This window comes from Pedobacter duraquae, from assembly GCF_004362245.1.
Classification (GTDB): domain Bacteria; phylum Bacteroidota; class Bacteroidia; order Sphingobacteriales; family Sphingobacteriaceae; genus Pedobacter; species Pedobacter duraquae.
This window is the reverse complement of the sequence record NZ_SNWM01000002.1, coordinates 1,062,558-1,078,458: the sequence shown is the minus strand read 5'-3', so window position 1 is coordinate 1,078,458 and position 15,901 is coordinate 1,062,558. Positions and strand designations below refer to the sequence as shown.

Sequence of the window (15,901 nt, the reverse complement as noted above, 5' to 3'; positions counted from 1 at the left end):
CTGGTTTTTAGCTGATAGTCTGTTGTGCGATGAATTTTAAAATTAGTTTGCCCATTTCCTGAGTGCCTAAAACCTGGTATGGATTTGTGGCATCACTGGCGATGTCATTTGTTCTGAAGCCTTCTTTTAATACCTGATCAATGACAGTCAGGATAAGCTGTGCTTCTTTTTTCAGGCCGAAGCTGATTTCGAGCATCAGGGCTACAGAAAGAATAGAGGCCAGTGGATTTGCGAGGTCTTTTCCTGCAATATCGTGTGCTGAACCATGGATAGGTTCGAAGAAACCCGTGCCATCACCTATAGAAGCTGATGCCAGCATACCCATAGAACCTGCAATCTGCGAGGCCTCATCTGTCAGGATATCGCCAAACAGGTTAGCCGTTAAAACGACATCAAAGCGTTTAGGATCCTTGATCAGCTGCATGGCCGCATTGTCAATGAACATATGTTCAGTTTCTACTTCAGGATATTCTTTAGCAATGCGCTGAACCGTTTCGCGCCATAATCTGGAGCTCTCTAACACATTTGCTTTGTCTACAGAACACAAGCGCTTGCTGCGCTGCATGGCGGCCGCAAAAGCTTTGTGTGCGATACGCTCGATTTCGTATCGGTGGTAAATCATCAGATCGGATGCGGTATTCGTGTCTTCAGAGCGGATTTTTTCTCCAAAATAAACATCCCCGGTAAGCTCCCTGAAAAACAGGATATCCGTTCCTTTAAGAATTGCCGGTTTGATACTTGAGGCATCCAATAACTCATCAAATAAAAGAATAGGACGCAGGTTCGCATACAGGCCCAGCTCTTTCCTGATTTTTAATAAACCCTGCTCTGGTCTTACTTTTAGCGAGGGGTCATTGTCATATTTAGCATGACCAACTGCTCCAAAAAGGATGGCGTCACTTTGCTTTGCTTTTTTCAGCGTCTCATCAGGGAGTGGATTTCCTGTAGCTTCAATAGCGACATGGCCCATCAGCGCCTCGTCAAATTCAAATTCATGCCCGAACAGCTCAGCTATTTTTTCAAGTACTGCTTTACCCCAGGTAGTTACTTCTGGTCCGATACCGTCGCCGGGAATTACTAATATCTTTTTCTTCATGTTAATTTTCGGTGTATAAGGCATGTTCCATCTCTACAGCGACACCCGCTTTAAGGGTTAGCCGGTGTGTGATACATGCGGGTAAACGATAGGCCAGGTGGCCAACATAAATCAGTGTCCGTGTTGGCGTACTCAATTGATCAACCAGTTTATTGAACATCCTGGTTTGTTGCTGATCGAGACCCTGACAAGGCTCATCAAGAATCAGCACCGGTGGATTTTTAACTACGGCACGTGCCAGTAATACGATCCGTTGTTTGCCCAGAGGCAATTGTTTAAGCAGGGTATGTTCTTCATCCTCGAGCTTAAAGAGGCTGAGCATCGTCCGCACTTTGTGGGCCTGCGCTGCAGTTACCGACCTGAAAAGGCCGGCGGTGTCAAAAAATCCAGAAGCAATAGCCTGGAATACCGTTGATGTAGGCTCAAAATACCATTGCAGTTCCGGAGATATAAAACCAATATTTTTTTTGATATCCCAGATACTTTCTCCGCTTCCGCGTTTCTTGCCAAATAGATAAATCTCATTGGCATAAGCCTGGGGATGATCTCCCGTTAATAAACTGAGCAGGGTAGATTTTCCAGATCCATTATGGCCACTCAATAACCACTTCTCTCCGGCATTTACCGTCCAGTTAAGTTGCTTTAACACGGCCTTGCCATTGTAACTTACGTTGATATTATTAGCATTAACGATTGTTGGAGATGGCACTTCTGGATCCAGCAAAAAATCCGGAATTGCCAGATCTGCAACTGCCGTTGTTTCCTCAGCAAAAGGTTGCATGGAAGTACTGAGTTTACCGTGCTCCATTTTGCCAAAACAATTGATACAAGACGGCAGGTCTCCATCATTGCTGATCAGGATCAGTTGCATACCTGAAGTACAGGCATCATTTAATAATCCGTTAAGATTTTTACGTGTTTGTACATCAAGTCCGGTGTATGGGTTATCAAGAATCAGCAACTGCGGTTTTAATAACAGCGCCTTGCTGAGCTGAATTTTCTTATGCTCACCCGAAGAAAGCTGAATCAGTGCGGCATCTTTTCTATGCAACAGGTTGAAGCTTTGGAGGAGTTCGTTAATCTGCTCAGGCCCTACATTAACTTTGGTTGTATAGGCCGACAGCTCCTCCCAAACGGTTGTGCTATTTTCGGCTTCGGTACTGTTATAGCGTTGTTGGTAATAGAAATTTGTGCCACCTTGCTTATCCTTAAAAGGAAACCATTGTGCTACATATAACGATCTGGCAGGCAATCGTACACTTGGATCGAACTTTACTTCTAACGTTCCCGAAACAGGAATCAATCCGCAGATTGCTTTTGCCAATACCGTCTTGCCAGTACCGCTCTCGCCAGTGATCAGCCATTGTTCGCCCTTGTGGATAGTCCACGAAAGGTTGTCCAGAATCACTTTTGTGCGAAACTGCAATTTTAGCTGATCGATATGGACGACGGGTTCCTGCATTATCCGGCTATTTTAGCTTCATAAATTTCTATGGCATCCCGTTGGTTCAGGATAAAATCGATATCGTCATAGCCATTGATCAGGCAAGACTTTTTGTATGGGTTGATCTCAAAAGTTTCCTGATCGCCGCTAGCTTCCAGGCGTACCAGTTGTGCATACAGGTCTACCAATACGCGCGTTTCAGGATCTTTAGCAACAGCTTCAAAAATCCGCTCCAGGAATCCATCAGAAACCTGTATAGGGAGTAAACCATTGTTCAGGGCATTACCCTTAAAAATATCAGCAAAAAAACTACTGATTACGACGTCGAATCCATAATCCTGGATTGCCCATGCGGCGTGCTCGCGACTGCTTCCGCAACCGAAATTTTTGCCGGCAACAAGGATCTGTCCTTTATACAACGGATTGTTCAATACAAAATCAGGTCTTTCTACTCTATTCACATCATAACGCCAGTCGCAAAACAAGTTTTCTCCAAAACCTTCCCTGGTGGTTGCTTTTAAGAACCTGGCGGGAATGATCTGGTCTGTGTCAATGTTTTCAATCGGCAGAGGCACGATGCGTGATGTTAATTCTACAAACTTCTTCATCTCTTTAATTAAGCGTAAACAGTCTCTTCTAACAATTCCCTTACATCTGTTACCCTGCCTGTTATGGCAGCAGCAGCAGCAGTGAGTGGGCTCGCTAAAAAGGTGCGTGAATTAGGGCCTTGACGACCTTCGAAATTCCTGTTGGATGTTGAAACGCAATATTTCCCTGCAGGAATTTTATCTTCATTCATGCCAAGGCATGCGCTGCAACCTGGTTCGCGGAGGTGAAACCCTGCAGCTTCAAAAATCTGATCAAGACCTTCAGCGATCGCCTGCTGCTCAATCTGTTTAGATCCCGGGACAATCCATACGGTAACATTTTCTGCTTTTTGGCGACCTTTTACAAACTCGGCCACTTCACGCAGATCTTCCATACGCGAGTTGGTACAGCTACCGATAAACACATAATCAATAGGCTTGCCTACCAATAAAGTATCACCCTCTATACCCATGTAATCCAATGCTTTTTGGAAAGAAGGCTGTTCAGAAACCGCCTGATCTGCAGTTGCAGGAATATGCTTACTGATGCCCATACCCATTCCAGGATTGGTACCATAGGTAATCATTGGTTCAATATCTTCTGCTCTGAAATTTAACGTTTGATCAAACTCAGCATCCTCATCGCTGTACAGAGTTTTCCATTTGGCAAAAGCTGTATCCCAGGCTTCACCTGTCGGCGCAAACTCGCGACCCTTCACATAGTCGAATGTAATATCATCAGGAGCAATCAATCCACCCCTGGCGCCCATTTCGATACTCATATTACAGATCGTCATCCTGGCTTCCATACTCAGTGCGCGGATGGCAGATCCAGTGTATTCAATAAAATAACCGGTACCACCGGCAGCAGAAATCTGTGCGATAATGTATAAGATAATATCTTTTGCCGTTACACCTTTTCCCAGGGTACCGTTCACTTCAATTTTCATGGTCTTCGGCTTTTGCTGCAACAGGCACTGTGTTGCCAAAACCTGCTCCACCTGGGACGTTCCGATACCAAAGGCAATACAGCCGAAGGCACCGTGGGTAGAGGTGTGACTATCGCCGCACACGATTGTTGCTCCGGGAAGGGTGATACCCAATTCCGGACCAATTACGTGCACAATTCCCTGGAAAGGATGACCCAAGCCATAAAGCTCTACACCGAATTCAGCGCAGTTTTTGGTCAGCATATCAACCTGGTAACGCGAAAGTTCTTCTTTAATCGGCAAGTGCTGATCTACTGTCGGTACATTATGATCTGCGGTAGCAATTGTTTGGGCAGGCCTGAAAACAGGCAAGCCACGGCTACGCAATCCGTCAAATGCCTGCGGACTCGTCACCTCATGTATAAAATGCGTATCAATGTATAAAATATCAGGAAAACCCGCATCGCTTTTCACGACGTGGGCATCCCAGATTTTTTCAACTAATGTTTTTCCCATAGGGGTATTTATTATTTAAGCTTCAATTTCTTTTTCTGCAGGCTGATTTTCAGGACGCAGGCTACGTACTGTTTTACCTGCACGCCACAATTCACTTTCTCTCAGTTCAGCTAGTTCTGCATCTAGTTTCTCGCGGTAGTCAGGCTGACTATTCGAGTCGATAGAGCGTTGAGATTCTTTACCTGTAGCAACACTGTTGTACAATTCTTCGAAAACAGGTTTAGTAGCATCACGGAATTTTTTCCACCAGTCTAACGCACCGCGTTGTGCCGTCGTAGAACAGTTTGCATACATCCAGTCCATACCGTTTTCAGCAACAAGTGGCATTAAACTTTGTGTAAGCTCTTCAACAGTCTCGTTGAATGCTTCAGAAGGGGAGTGTCCATTAGTACGCAACACATCATATTGTGCAGCGAAGATACCCTGAATACAGCCCATCAAAGTTCCACGCTCGCCGGTTAAATCACTATATACTTCTTTCTTGAAGTCTGTTTCGAACAGGTAACCACTACCAACAGCAATACCAAGGGCTACAACTCTGTCGTATGCTTTTCCTGTAGCATCCTGGAAAATAGCGTAGCTAGAGTTTAATCCACGACCTTGCAGGAACATACGACGTAACGAAGTACCAGATCCTTTTGGTGCAACTAAAAACACATCTACATCAGCAGGAGGAACGATACCCGTTTGCTCGTTGAACGTGATACCAAATCCATGAGAGAAGTATAATGCTTTACCTGGAGTAAGGTGTTTTTTTACAGTTGGCCACAATTCAATCTGTGCAGCATCGCTCAATAGATAGCAGATAATTGTTCCACGCTCTAATGCTTCTTCAATTTCAAATAAGGTTTCTCCGGGAACAAATCCGTCAGCAACAGCTTTATCCCAGGTTTTAGATGATTTACGTTGACCAACGATCACGTTAATCCCATTGTCTTTTTGATTCAACGCCTGACCAGGTCCCTGAACACCATATCCGATGATCGCTACGGTTTCATTTTTTAGAACTTCCTGTGCTTTTGATAACGGAAATTCATCACGTGTTACTACGTTTTCTACTGATCCGCCGAAATTTAATTGTGCCATAATTTGTATTGGTTTTTATTTTAGGTTCTTTATTTGTTAAGGTTGCAGAAATTCCTGCTATTTACATGGTGAAAATGTCTTTTGGTTTGTCGAGGAATTCGTTTTCTATCACTTCCTGTCCGGGTTCAATGCGCTCAAATTCTCTTAGCTTCGCATTAAAGCCTTCGCTGTCCTTGATGATTGCTACCCGTGCACTGCGCACAAATTCAATCAGCCCGTAAGGCTGCAATACTTCGATCAATTTATCTGTTTCCTCGCGGTGCCCCGTAGTTTCAAATACGGTGTAATCTTTACGGATCACTACTACTCTTGCGCCGTTTTCTCTTAACAGGCGCTCTACAAGTACTTTTTCAGCGATAGTATCGGTAGGGACTTTGTATAAAGCCATTTCCTGCCAGATGATGTCTTCGTTTGTGTTGAAATATACTTTAAGTACTTCCACCTGTTTCTCGATCTGGCGGGCAAGTTTCCTTACCACGTCTTCAGTTTCCTGAATTACAATATTGAAGCGGTGGATATGTTCGATCTCAGAAGGGGAAGTATTTAAACTTTCTATATTGATCTTCCTTCTTGAAAAGATAATCGCGATACGGTTTAATAGACCGATCTGATTCTCTGTATATACAGTAATGGTAAATTCCTGTTTGCCGTTTGGTTCTATATTCGAATTGCTCATTTGCTGTTTATTTAAGTCTGATTTCACTAACACTAGATCCCTGGGGTACCATCGGGAAGACATTATGTTCTTTTGTTACCATAATTTCCATCAGGTAAGAGCCTTTATGGTCCAGCATTTCTTTTAAAGAATCCACGAGTTCTTCACGTTCTGTTACTTTCTTCGCTTTGATATAATATGATTCAGCAAGTTTCACAAAATCGGGACTTTGAATGTCGACAAAGGAGTAGCGTTTATCGTTGAACAATTGCTGCCATTGACGAACCATTCCTAAAAACCTGTTGTTCAGGATCAAGATCTTTACGTCAACACCACTTTGCATAATGGTACCGAGTTCTTGCAAGGTCATCTGGAAGCCACCGTCGCCGATGATGGCCACTACCGTTTTATCGGGAGCACCAAATTTGGCACCTATCGCCGCTGGCAGGCCAAAGCCCATTGTTCCTAATCCACCACTTGTTACGTTACTGCGGGTATTGTTAAATTTAGCATAGCGACAAGCAACCATCTGATGTTGACCAACGTCAGAAACAATAATAGCTTCCCCTTTAGTCAGTTCATTAAGTTGTTGCACAACTTCACCCATGGTCAGTTCACCAGTTTCCGGGAAAAGCTCTTTATTGATCAATTCTTCACGTTCGATTTTATCAAAGGCTCTGAATTCTGCCAACCATTCCGGGTGTTCTTTTTTCTCAACAAGTGCAGTAAGCAAAGGCAATGTTTCCTTGCAGTCGCCCCAAACAGGAACATCTGCTTTCACATTTTTATCAATTTCAGCAGGATCAATATCCAGGTGGATAATTTTAGCCTGTTTCGCATATTTATCTAAGCGGCCGGTTACACGGTCGTCAAACCGCATTCCGATTGCGATCAACACATCGCAGGAGTTGGTCTGCACATTAGGGCCATAGTTTCCGTGCATGCCCAGCATACCCACGTTCAAAGGATGATCTGTAGGGATGGCGCCAGCACCTAAGATTGTCCAGGCAGCAGGAATACCGCTTTTTTCTACAAAAGCTTTAAATTCAGCCTCAGCACTACCAAGCAATACACCCTGGCCAAAAAGGATAAAAGGTTTTTTTGCTGCGTTAATGACTGCTGCGGCCTGTTCAATATATTCTTTACGGATATTTGGTTTCGGGCGGTAACTTCTGATGTGATTACAAGGTGTGTAACCCTCATAATCGAATAATTGCATTTGTGCGTTCTTAGTGATGTCTATCAACACTGGCCCTGGTCTTCCACTTCTGGCAATATAAAAAGCTTTGGCAAGAACAGCAGGGATCTCCGTCGCATCAGTTACCTGATAATTCCATTTGGTAACTGGAGTTGTAATATTAATTACATCAGTTTCTTGGAAAGCATCAGTTCCTAATAGATGCGCAAATACTTGTCCGGTGATGCACACTAAAGGTGTACTGTCTATCTGAGCATCTGCCAATCCTGTAACAAGGTTTGTAGCACCCGGACCGCTTGTGGCGAATACTACGCCTACTTTACCAGAGCTGCGGGCATAGCCTTGCCCGGCATGTGTGCCACCTTGCTCATGGCGTACTAAAATATGTTGTAATCTTTCTTTGTAGTCATACAGGGCATCATAGATGGGCATGATCGCTCCGCCCGGGTAACCGAAAACAACTTCGGTACCTTCTGCTATTAATCCTTCCAGTAAAGCAACAGAGCCTGTAACCCTCGTTGTGGTTTTGGTGGCTGTTTCCGGTTTTGCTTCTGCTTGTGCTAATTCCATTTTCTTAGTTCGTATAAGAGTTAAGATTCTTGTTTAATCTGTGTAGGCATCTGTGATACAGCCTTCACTGGCATCGCTTACCTGTTTCAGGTATTTGTAAAGCACCCCGCTTTTGACGGGTGGAGGAAGTTGTTTCCATACCGCACGGCGCTGTGCAAGTTCTTCGTCGGTAATATTGAGGTGGATGGTGTTATTTACTGCATCAATGGTAATGATATCATTGTCGTGCACCAAACCAATGTTGCCGCCGCTCCATGCTTCAGGCGTGATGTGTCCCACAACAAACCCGTGTGTTCCACCAGAAAAGCGGCCATCTGTAATCAGGGCAACAGATTTTCCTAATCCCGCACCAATAATCGCAGATGTAGGTTTCAACATTTCAGGCATGCCTGGGGCACCCTTAGGACCAACATGGGTAATTACAACAACATCGCCACGTTTTACTTTGCCACTTTGGATTCCGGCAATCAGTGATCGCTCGCCCTGAAATACCCGGGCAGGGCCTTCAAATTTTTCTCCTTCTTTTCCCGAGATTTTTGCTACAGCACCTCTTTCGGCTAGATTGCCATACAGCATCTGTAAGTGGCCTGTAGTTTTTAGCGCAGCTTCAACAGGGAAGATTATTTTTTGATCGTCAAAATCCAGATCTATAGCGTCTGCAATATTTTCTGCAAGTGTTTTACCTGTTACGGTTAAGCAGTCTCCATGAATCAAGCCTACCTTCAATAAATATTTCAGCACCGCTGGCACACCGCCGATGTTGTGCAGATCTTCCATTAGGTAAGTACCGCTTGGTTTTAAATCTGCCAGTACAGGAGTGGTGTCGCTGATACGCTGGAAGTCGGCAAGAGTTAATGACAGTCCAACAGATTTAGCCATTGCAATTAAATGCAATACAGCATTTGTTGACCCACCCAATACCATTACAGTAACGATGGCATTGTGGAAGGCCTTTTCTGTCATGATATCAGAAGGAAGAATATTTTTTTCGAGCAATAGACGGATTGCTTTACCTGCTTCCAAACATTCAGCCTGTTTCTCCGCACTTGTTGCAGGGTGTGAAGAGCTGTAAGGTAAACTCATGCCCAGCGCTTCAATGGCCGAAGCCATGGTATTTGCAGTATACATTCCTCCGCAGGCACCGGCACCAGGACAAGTGTGTTCAATAATTCCCTGATAGTCTTCTTCCGATAAGTTACCGGCCAATTTCTCACCCAGGGCTTCGAATGCAGAAACCATATTCAGGGATCTGCCTTTGTATTTGCCGGAATGGATACTTCCGCCATAAACCATGATGGCAGGACGATTTAATCTGCCCATAGCCATGATGGAACCAGGCATATTTTTATCACATCCAGGGATCGTGATTAAACCATCATAATATTGACCGCCACAAATAGTCTCAATGGAATCAGCAATAACATCTCTGGAAACCAGCGAGTAGCGCATGCCGTCTGTCCCGTTAGACATACCATCACTTACACCGATAGTTCCGAACGTAAGGCCTACCATATCATTTTGCCAAACACCTTCTTTAACAACTTTGGCAAGATCGTTCAGGTGCATATTACAGGTGTTACCATCGTAGCCCATGCTGGCGATTCCCACTTGTGCCTTACTCATATCAGCTTTTGTCAAGCCAATTCCGTACAACATAGCTTGTGCGCCAGGCTGTGTAGGATCTTGGGTAAAGGTTTTACTGTAGCGGTTCATTTCAGGAGTTTCTGACATGGCTTATATAATTACTTCGTAGTTTTGTTTTTCTAACACTAGACATTTATAGGTGCGCTGGATTGTAGCGCCGATGCTTTCCGTCCATTTTAATGGGAATACGGTATCATCTACAGATTTTAGTCCGACAATTTCTGCCGCTGTTCCACAGAAGAAAGCGCTATCTGCAGCTTTCAGATCTGCGACTGTTAATTCTTTCTCTACACATTCAAGGTCCAATTTCTTACAAAGCTGGATTACTGTTGCACGGGTGATACCCGGAAGGATATGGCCGAGGGGAGGTGTAAATAGTTTTCCGCCTTTTTCAACGAAGATGTTTGCTCCAGGGGCTTCTGCGATATTTTCATTCATATCCAACAGGATAGCTTCATCAAAACCACGCTTCTTGGCTTCAGTAGTTGCCAAGATAGAGTTTACATAGTGGCCGCTGATCTTAGCTTCCATATGTGTGGATTTTGGATTTGGACGTTGGTAACTTGAGATGCAACATTTTAACTGTTTATCGCCAAAGTAAGCTGCCCAATCCCAGGCACAGATCATGATGTTTGCCTTTTCAGGGGCGATCAACGACATGTTTGAATCGGAATATACTAAGGGGCGGATATAAGCGTCTTTCATGTTATTCATTTCCAGAAGCTTATAGGTTTGTTTAATCAGGTCATCAATATCCCATGGAAACGGAATGCTTACCAGATCGCAAGACTGTTTCAATCTGTTATAGTGTTTCTTTGCCTTAAAAATGCGGGTGCCATTGTGGGTGTTGTAGGCCCTTATGCCTTCGAATGCGGCAAACCCGTAGTGCAGGGATTGCCCGTACAAATCGATCTGGGCGGTTTCCGACTTCACGAAATCTCCGTTCAGGTAAAGTACAGTGTTTGAATTATAGTATTGCATCTGGTTTGGTTATGGTTAGTTTTGATGTTTCATTAAAAAAGCGCCTCTGGTTGGAGGCGCTCTGGATATCTTATTTGTTAAATACTCATTTACAGCGCCTTGTTCTCCTGAAGAATCAGGAGAAGAATGAAGTTAATAATGACATTAACTGAGCTTGTAATTGAAGTATACATATGCTTTATTTTCTTTGTCTTGTTTATAAAACCAATTTAGTTTTTGGTTCACATACTGTCAATAGCAGAATGAAAATAATTGAAATAAGAATATTATTTTGAGTTATTGAGGTAAAGCAGTTTTATGTATTGTTTGATGCTGGTATTTGGTACATTAAAAGGTCTGCTGTATACCAAATATGATATTGGTATTCGGTTCATATATTATGCTAGCATTGCAAATAGTGAACAATTCTGCCTAAAATTCAAGTTTGGTCTAAAAAACTGCTTTAAAATAACAGTTTTTTGGAGGCTATATATCTTGATGAAACATGCTATTTCAGAATAACATGGGTAGCGGTAAATGTTAAGGTCATAAGAATTACATGATTCAATCCATTCTTCGGCTAGTTCTAAAAATCTTTTAAATTTGGGTATTGATTAATCACACAAAAGAATCAAGTATATGAAAGGTTACCGTTTAAATATTTTAGCAGCGTTGCTGATTGGATCAGTGGCAGCGCATGCACAAAACAACAAGTCGGCAGATGGGATATACCATAACGCTGATGATTTTAAAAATCAAAAAGTGGCCGAGGAATTAGGAAGTGGCGATAAGCTGCAAACCAATAGATTTTTTGGTGGGTCACAGGTTAAAGTAGTTCGTGATGGACAGCGCAATACACTGGCGAAAGATGATTTGTTCGGCTACCGCCAAAACGGAAAAGACTACAGATTTTACAAAAATGGAGAATACCAGATCGCGGATACTGCAGGATTCTACTTATATAAGCGGAATGAGTTTACTGCTGGTCGGAAAGGGCAGGTGCCACAAACTGTATATTATTTTAGTAAGTCGGCCACAAGTCCATTATTGAAGCTTACCATTGGAAATTTAAACAAAGAATACCAGGAAGAGACAAATTTCCGCTATGCATTGATGGATTACTTCAAAACAGATGCACAGTTGGCTAACTATGATGCACAGTTGAAAACCTATCAGCTGAAATATATTTATGCCCAGCACAGCAAACCGGCAGTTGCAAAGTAAAATCATTAAGCATAAAAAAAGAGCCTGCAAAACTTTGCAGGCTCTTTTTTTATGCTTAATGATTTGGAATATTAGGCTACACCTTCGGCTAAAACAACGATTTTGTTTTTCAACACTTCTACAACGCCACCTTTAATAATAAAGGTTTGTTCTTCAGTTTTGCTTTTAATCACTACAGGTCCGTCTTCCAGGGTGGAAATAATCGGAGCATGGTCTTTCAGGATTTGAAAAGAACCCATTGTTCCGGGAACAGTAACAGCTGTTACTTCGCCTTCGTAAACCTTTTTATCTGGTGTTAATATTTCTAAATTCATAACTATGCGTTAGCTTCAGCTAATAATTTTTTACCTTTTTCAACAGCTTCTTCGATGCTACCTACAAGGTTAAATGCTGCTTCAGGATACTCATCAACTTCTCCGTCCATGATCATGTTGAAAGCTTTGATGGTATCTTTAATATCTACAAGAACTCCTTTTAATCCCGTAAACTGTTCAGCTACGTGGAAAGGCTGAGATAAGAAACGTTGAACACGACGTGCGCGGTGAACGGTAATTTTATCTTCTTCAGATAACTCATCCATACCAAGGATGGCGATGATATCCTGAAGTTCTTTATAACGTTGTAAAATTTCTTTCACACGTTGTGCAGTATTGTAGTGCTCATCACCTAAGATTGCTGGAGAAAGGATTCTTGATGTAGAATCCAGAGGATCCACAGCAGGATAGATACCAAGCTCAGAGATTTTACGTGAAAGTACAGTAGTAGCATCTAAGTGGGCAAATGTTGTTGCCGGTGCAGGGTCAGTTAAATCATCCGCAGGTACATATACCGCCTGAACGGAAGTAATAGATCCACGTTTAGTTGAAGTAATACGCTCTTGCATCAGACCCATCTCAGTAGCCAATGTTGGTTGGTAACCTACTGCTGAAGGCATACGACCTAGAAGTGCAGATACCTCAGAACCAGCCTGAGTGAAACGGAAGATGTTGTCAACGAAGAAAAGGATATCTTTTCCAGCGCCTTCACCATCACCATCACGGAAATATTCAGCAACGGTCAGTCCTGATAAAGCCACACGTGCACGTGCACCTGGGGGCTCATTCATCTGTCCGAATACCAATGTTGCTTTAGATTCTTTTAATTTTTCAGTGTCAACTTTACTTAAGTCCCAACCACCTTTTTCCATAGAATGAAGGAAGTCGTCGCCATAGTTGATTACGCCTGACTCGATGAACTCACGTAAAAGGTCATTACCTTCACGAGTACGCTCACCAACACCAGCAAATACAGAAAGACCAGCGTAAGCTTTGGCAATGTTATTCACCAGCTCCATAATCAATACTGTTTTACCTACTCCGGCACCACCGAACAAACCAATTTTACCACCTTTAACATAAGGCTCTAACAAATCGATTACTTTAATACCAGTATACAGCACTTCAGATTCAGTAGACAATTCGTCGAAACGCGGAGGTGCATTGTGAATTGGTCTGCTACCTGTTTTATCAACGGCGTTGATTCCATCGATCGCATCTCCAACCACATTAAACAGACGGCCTTTAATTTGATCACCAACAGGCATTTTGATAGGAGCACCTGTGTCCAATGCTTTCATTCCACGAACTAATCCGTCGGTAGAATCCATTGCAATTGCACGCACGCGGTCTTCACCAAGGTGTTGTTGAACTTCTAAAACGACTTTCTGTCCGTTTTCTTTTTCAATCTCTAATGCAGAGAAAATCTGAGGTAAATGAGCATCGTCAGCAAAACTCACGTCAACTACCGGTCCTATAATCTGCGCTATCTTTCCAATGTTAGGCATATATTGTTTTGGGTAAAATTATAAATATCAATTTGTTAAAGACCCTTTAAAGGCCCTGCAATTTGGTCTGCAAAGTTAAGAGATTTCCGGTCAAATTGTATATATAAATAAAAAGTTTTTCCACAGTTTTTTAATCCATATTTTAGCTAGCGTAAAGCAAGGCTTATAGGGGCTTAAAAAGGGCATTTACTATGTTTTGATCGCTTTTCAATTGTTAAAAAAAACAAAGTTGCGTTGTATGAAAAGAATATTGGTTACCGGGAGTAACGGGTTGCTGGGACAAAAAATTACGGAGAAGATTATAGCCGAAGGACAGTTTGATCTGATTGCGACTTCAGTTGGACCCAATCGTTATCCTGTAACTGAAGGATACACCTATGCAGAAATGGATATCTTAAATCCTGAAAATGTAATACGGGTAGTGGAACTCCATCAGCCCGATGCGATTATACATACTGCGGCGATGACTAATGTAGATACTGCCGAAGTACAGCAGGAACTGGCTTATGCTTTGAATGTAGCAGCTGTGAAAACGTTGGTCGATGTTTGTTTAGCGCACAATATCCAGCTGGTGCATTTGTCGACCGACTTTATTTTTGATGGGGCGGAAGGCCCTTATGATGAAATGGCTGCGCCAAATCCTTTAAGTTATTATGGTAAAACTAAACTCGAGGCAGAAGAAGTTATCAAGAATTCGCAATGCCGCTGGGCTATCTTGCGTACGATTATCGTATACGGCATCGTGAATGATATGAGCAGGAGTAACATTGTGCTCTGGGCTAAGGGGGCACTCGAAAAAGGAGATCCAATCAATGTGGTAAACGATCAATGGCGTATGCCAACTTTAGCCGAGGATCTTGCAGATTGTTGTTTGTTGGCTGTAGAGAAAGATGCTTACGGCGTTTACAACGCTTCGGGTAAAGATATGATGAGCATTGCTGAACTCGTGGGTCGTGTTGCTGATTTTTGGGGCCTGGATAAAAGCCTGATTAACGAAGTGAGTGGCGCAACGCTGAATCAATCTGCCCAACGACCTGCACGTACAGGATTTATTCTTGACAAGACCATTAACGACCTCGGTTATCAACCACATAGTTTTGAAGAAGGTCTGGCGATATTAGACCAGCAAATGACAAAATCCTAAACAGACAGATCTATATTTACCGAAAACTAAAACATCACATTATGGCATTAAAAGCTGGCGACAAAGCCCCCGATTTTAAATTATACAGTTCAGAACTCAAAGAAGTTAGTTTAAGTGATTATCAGGGTAAGAAGCTGATCATTCAATTTTTCCCAATGGCGTTTACTGGCGTGTGTACTACGCAACTCTGCACTATGCGCGATAGCTTTGGTTATTATGAAGGTATGAATGCTGCCGTGGTGGGTATCTCTGTAGATTCGCCTTTTACACTAGCAAAGTTTAAAGAAGAGCAGTTTTATCAGTTCCCGTTGCTTTCGGATTTTAATAAAGAGGTATCTACATCATATGGGGCCTTATACGAACAATTCGCTTTCGATTTGAAAGGTGTCTCTAAAAGGGCTGCTTTTGTGATCGATGAAGCCGGAATTGTAATTTATGCTGAGGTATTGGAAGATGCAGGTAAACTTCCTGATTTTGATGCTATTAAGCAATTGATAGAAGGATAAGCCATTAACAAGGATTAAAAATTGATAATTTTTTTCAATAAAAATTGGGAAATTCAATTTCAAATCTTACTTTTGCAGTCCGATAACAATACGGAAATGCATTCGTAGCTTAATTGGATAGAGCACCTGACTACGGATCAGGAGGTTAGGGGTTCGACTCCCTTCGAGTGCACAACAAAATAAAAGCCTTAGAGAAATCTGAGGCTTTTTTTATTGTGTTTTTTGTCTCGAGGGGGTCTAACGTAACCGGGTTCAATTCAAGCGTGGTTAGGGATACGAAAAATGTTGCGTTAACTAGTTTTCAGAGTGATTCAAAAATCATTCAGCTTAAATCCTATCCTTGTCTGTGGCGGAGCGGGCTTTTGATGTTTATCTAGTAACTCATCGAGATATCGGAAAACAATCTCCATATTCTTATCTTGATTGTCAAGCTTGTTCTTGATCTTTTCAATTTCTAAACGAATCTCCGTATTGTCAGCGAGCATCAGTCTCAATTTGGAGAAGATGCGTATGATTTGAA

Annotated in this window: 15 protein-coding genes and 1 tRNA gene; 4 read left to right on the top strand and 12 right to left on the bottom strand. The window is 42.6% G+C overall.

The window, feature by feature from the left end; all coding sequences use genetic code 11:
- Positions 1–7: 7 nt before the first annotated feature.
- The 9 genes from leuB to CLV32_RS10620 all read right to left on the bottom strand — a co-directional run bounded on the left by leuB (position 8) and on the right by CLV32_RS10620 (position 10,706).
- Positions 8–1,096, bottom strand: coding sequence for a 3-isopropylmalate dehydrogenase (gene leuB, locus CLV32_RS10660; protein WP_133555215.1), 1,089 nt, complete (start codon positions 1,094–1,096; stop codon positions 8–10).
- A gap of 1 nt (position 1,097) precedes the next feature.
- Entirely contained in the window at positions 1,098–2,558 is a 1,461-nt protein-coding gene (locus CLV32_RS10655) for an ATP-binding cassette domain-containing protein (RefSeq protein ID WP_208110982.1), read from the bottom strand.
- A complete protein-coding gene (gene leuD / locus CLV32_RS10650) occupies positions 2,558–3,148 on the bottom strand; it encodes a 3-isopropylmalate dehydratase small subunit (protein ID WP_133555211.1) in 591 nt (196 codons plus the stop codon). Before leuD ends, CLV32_RS10655 begins: the two co-directional genes overlap by 1 nt.
- Before the next feature lie 8 nt (positions 3,149–3,156).
- Entirely contained in the window at positions 3,157–4,572 is a 1,416-nt protein-coding gene (gene leuC, locus CLV32_RS10645) for a 3-isopropylmalate dehydratase large subunit (RefSeq protein ID WP_133555208.1), read from the bottom strand.
- Positions 4,573–4,587: 15 nt separating this feature from the next.
- Positions 4,588–5,658, bottom strand: coding sequence for a ketol-acid reductoisomerase (gene ilvC, locus CLV32_RS10640; protein ID WP_133555207.1), 1,071 nt, complete (start codon positions 5,656–5,658; stop codon positions 4,588–4,590).
- Between the two features lie 61 nt (positions 5,659–5,719).
- On the bottom strand, positions 5,720–6,334 hold the full coding sequence (gene ilvN, locus CLV32_RS10635) for an acetolactate synthase small subunit (RefSeq protein WP_133555205.1): 615 nt from the start codon (positions 6,332–6,334) through the stop codon (positions 5,720–5,722).
- A 7-nt stretch (positions 6,335–6,341) separates the two neighbouring features.
- Positions 6,342–8,081, bottom strand: a complete 1,740-nt coding sequence (gene ilvB / locus CLV32_RS10630) for a biosynthetic-type acetolactate synthase large subunit (RefSeq protein WP_133555203.1) — start codon at positions 8,079–8,081, stop codon at positions 6,342–6,344.
- A gap of 33 nt (positions 8,082–8,114) precedes the next feature.
- Positions 8,115–9,812, bottom strand: a complete 1,698-nt coding sequence (ilvD, locus tag CLV32_RS10625) for a dihydroxy-acid dehydratase (RefSeq protein WP_133555201.1) — start codon at positions 9,810–9,812, stop codon at positions 8,115–8,117.
- Between the two features lie 3 nt (positions 9,813–9,815).
- Positions 9,816–10,706: a branched-chain amino acid transaminase gene (locus tag CLV32_RS10620; RefSeq protein WP_133555199.1), complete on the bottom strand. Its 891-nt coding sequence runs from the start codon at positions 10,704–10,706 to the stop codon at positions 9,816–9,818.
- A gap of 618 nt (positions 10,707–11,324) precedes the next feature.
- Here CLV32_RS10620 and CLV32_RS10615 point away from each other — a divergent pair.
- Positions 11,325–11,909, top strand: a complete 585-nt coding sequence (locus tag CLV32_RS10615) for a hypothetical protein (protein WP_133555197.1) — start codon at positions 11,325–11,327, stop codon at positions 11,907–11,909.
- A 71-nt stretch (positions 11,910–11,980) separates the two neighbouring features.
- On the opposite strand, the gene atpC is transcribed toward CLV32_RS10615, so the two are convergent.
- Positions 11,981–12,223: an ATP synthase F1 subunit epsilon gene (gene atpC, locus CLV32_RS10610; protein WP_133555195.1), complete on the bottom strand. Its 243-nt coding sequence runs from the start codon at positions 12,221–12,223 to the stop codon at positions 11,981–11,983.
- Between the two features lie 2 nt (positions 12,224–12,225).
- The gene (atpD, locus tag CLV32_RS10605) at positions 12,226–13,731 is read right to left on the bottom strand and encodes a F0F1 ATP synthase subunit beta (RefSeq protein ID WP_133555193.1); all 1,506 of its coding nucleotides are present in this window, start codon (positions 13,729–13,731) and stop codon (positions 12,226–12,228) included.
- 238 nt (positions 13,732–13,969) lie between these two features.
- Here atpD and CLV32_RS10600 point away from each other — a divergent pair, with 238 nt between their 5' ends.
- From CLV32_RS10600 to CLV32_RS10590, 3 genes are all read left to right on the top strand, one after another.
- Positions 13,970–14,875: an SDR family oxidoreductase gene (locus CLV32_RS10600; RefSeq protein ID WP_133555191.1), complete on the top strand. Its 906-nt coding sequence runs from the start codon at positions 13,970–13,972 to the stop codon at positions 14,873–14,875.
- A 41-nt stretch (positions 14,876–14,916) separates the two neighbouring features.
- Complete coding sequence (locus CLV32_RS10595; protein WP_133555189.1) at positions 14,917–15,381, top strand: redoxin domain-containing protein; 465 nt, start codon at positions 14,917–14,919, stop codon at positions 15,379–15,381.
- A gap of 98 nt (positions 15,382–15,479) precedes the next feature.
- Positions 15,480–15,553, top strand: a tRNA-Arg gene (locus tag CLV32_RS10590).
- 139 nt (positions 15,554–15,692) lie between these two features.
- On the opposite strand, the gene CLV32_RS23330 is transcribed toward CLV32_RS10590, so the two are convergent.
- A complete protein-coding gene (locus tag CLV32_RS23330) occupies positions 15,693–15,866 on the bottom strand; it encodes a hypothetical protein (RefSeq protein ID WP_243732283.1) in 174 nt (57 codons plus the stop codon).
- Positions 15,867–15,901 lie beyond the last annotated feature (35 nt).

Bases quoted from the DNA above. Each gene is read 5' to 3' on its own strand.
- leuB (WP_133555215.1), bottom strand. From the start codon at position 1,096: ATGAAGAAAAAGATATTAGTAATTCCCGGCGACGGTATCGGACCAGAA.
- CLV32_RS10655 (WP_208110982.1), bottom strand. From the start codon at position 2,558: ATGCAGGAACCCGTCGTCCATATCGATCAGCTAAAATTGCAGTTTCGC.
- leuD (WP_133555211.1), bottom strand. From the start codon at position 3,148: ATGAAGAAGTTTGTAGAATTAACATCACGCATCGTGCCTCTGCCGATT.
- leuC (WP_133555208.1), bottom strand. From the start codon at position 4,572: ATGGGAAAAACATTAGTTGAAAAAATCTGGGATGCCCACGTCGTGAAA.
- ilvC (WP_133555207.1), bottom strand. From the start codon at position 5,658: ATGGCACAATTAAATTTCGGCGGATCAGTAGAAAACGTAGTAACACGT.
- ilvN (WP_133555205.1), bottom strand. From the start codon at position 6,334: ATGAGCAATTCGAATATAGAACCAAACGGCAAACAGGAATTTACCATT.
- ilvB (WP_133555203.1), bottom strand. From the start codon at position 8,081: ATGGAATTAGCACAAGCAGAAGCAAAACCGGAAACAGCCACCAAAACC.
- ilvD (WP_133555201.1), bottom strand. From the start codon at position 9,812: ATGTCAGAAACTCCTGAAATGAACCGCTACAGTAAAACCTTTACCCAA.
- CLV32_RS10620 (WP_133555199.1), bottom strand. From the start codon at position 10,706: ATGCAATACTATAATTCAAACACTGTACTTTACCTGAACGGAGATTTC.
- CLV32_RS10615 (WP_133555197.1), top strand. From the start codon at position 11,325: ATGAAAGGTTACCGTTTAAATATTTTAGCAGCGTTGCTGATTGGATCA.
- atpC (WP_133555195.1), bottom strand. From the start codon at position 12,223: ATGAATTTAGAAATATTAACACCAGATAAAAAGGTTTACGAAGGCGAA.
- atpD (WP_133555193.1), bottom strand. From the start codon at position 13,731: ATGCCTAACATTGGAAAGATAGCGCAGATTATAGGACCGGTAGTTGAC.
- CLV32_RS10600 (WP_133555191.1), top strand. From the start codon at position 13,970: ATGAAAAGAATATTGGTTACCGGGAGTAACGGGTTGCTGGGACAAAAA.
- CLV32_RS10595 (WP_133555189.1), top strand. From the start codon at position 14,917: ATGGCATTAAAAGCTGGCGACAAAGCCCCCGATTTTAAATTATACAGT.
- CLV32_RS23330 (WP_243732283.1), bottom strand. From the start codon at position 15,866: ATGCTCGCTGACAATACGGAGATTCGTTTAGAAATTGAAAAGATCAAG.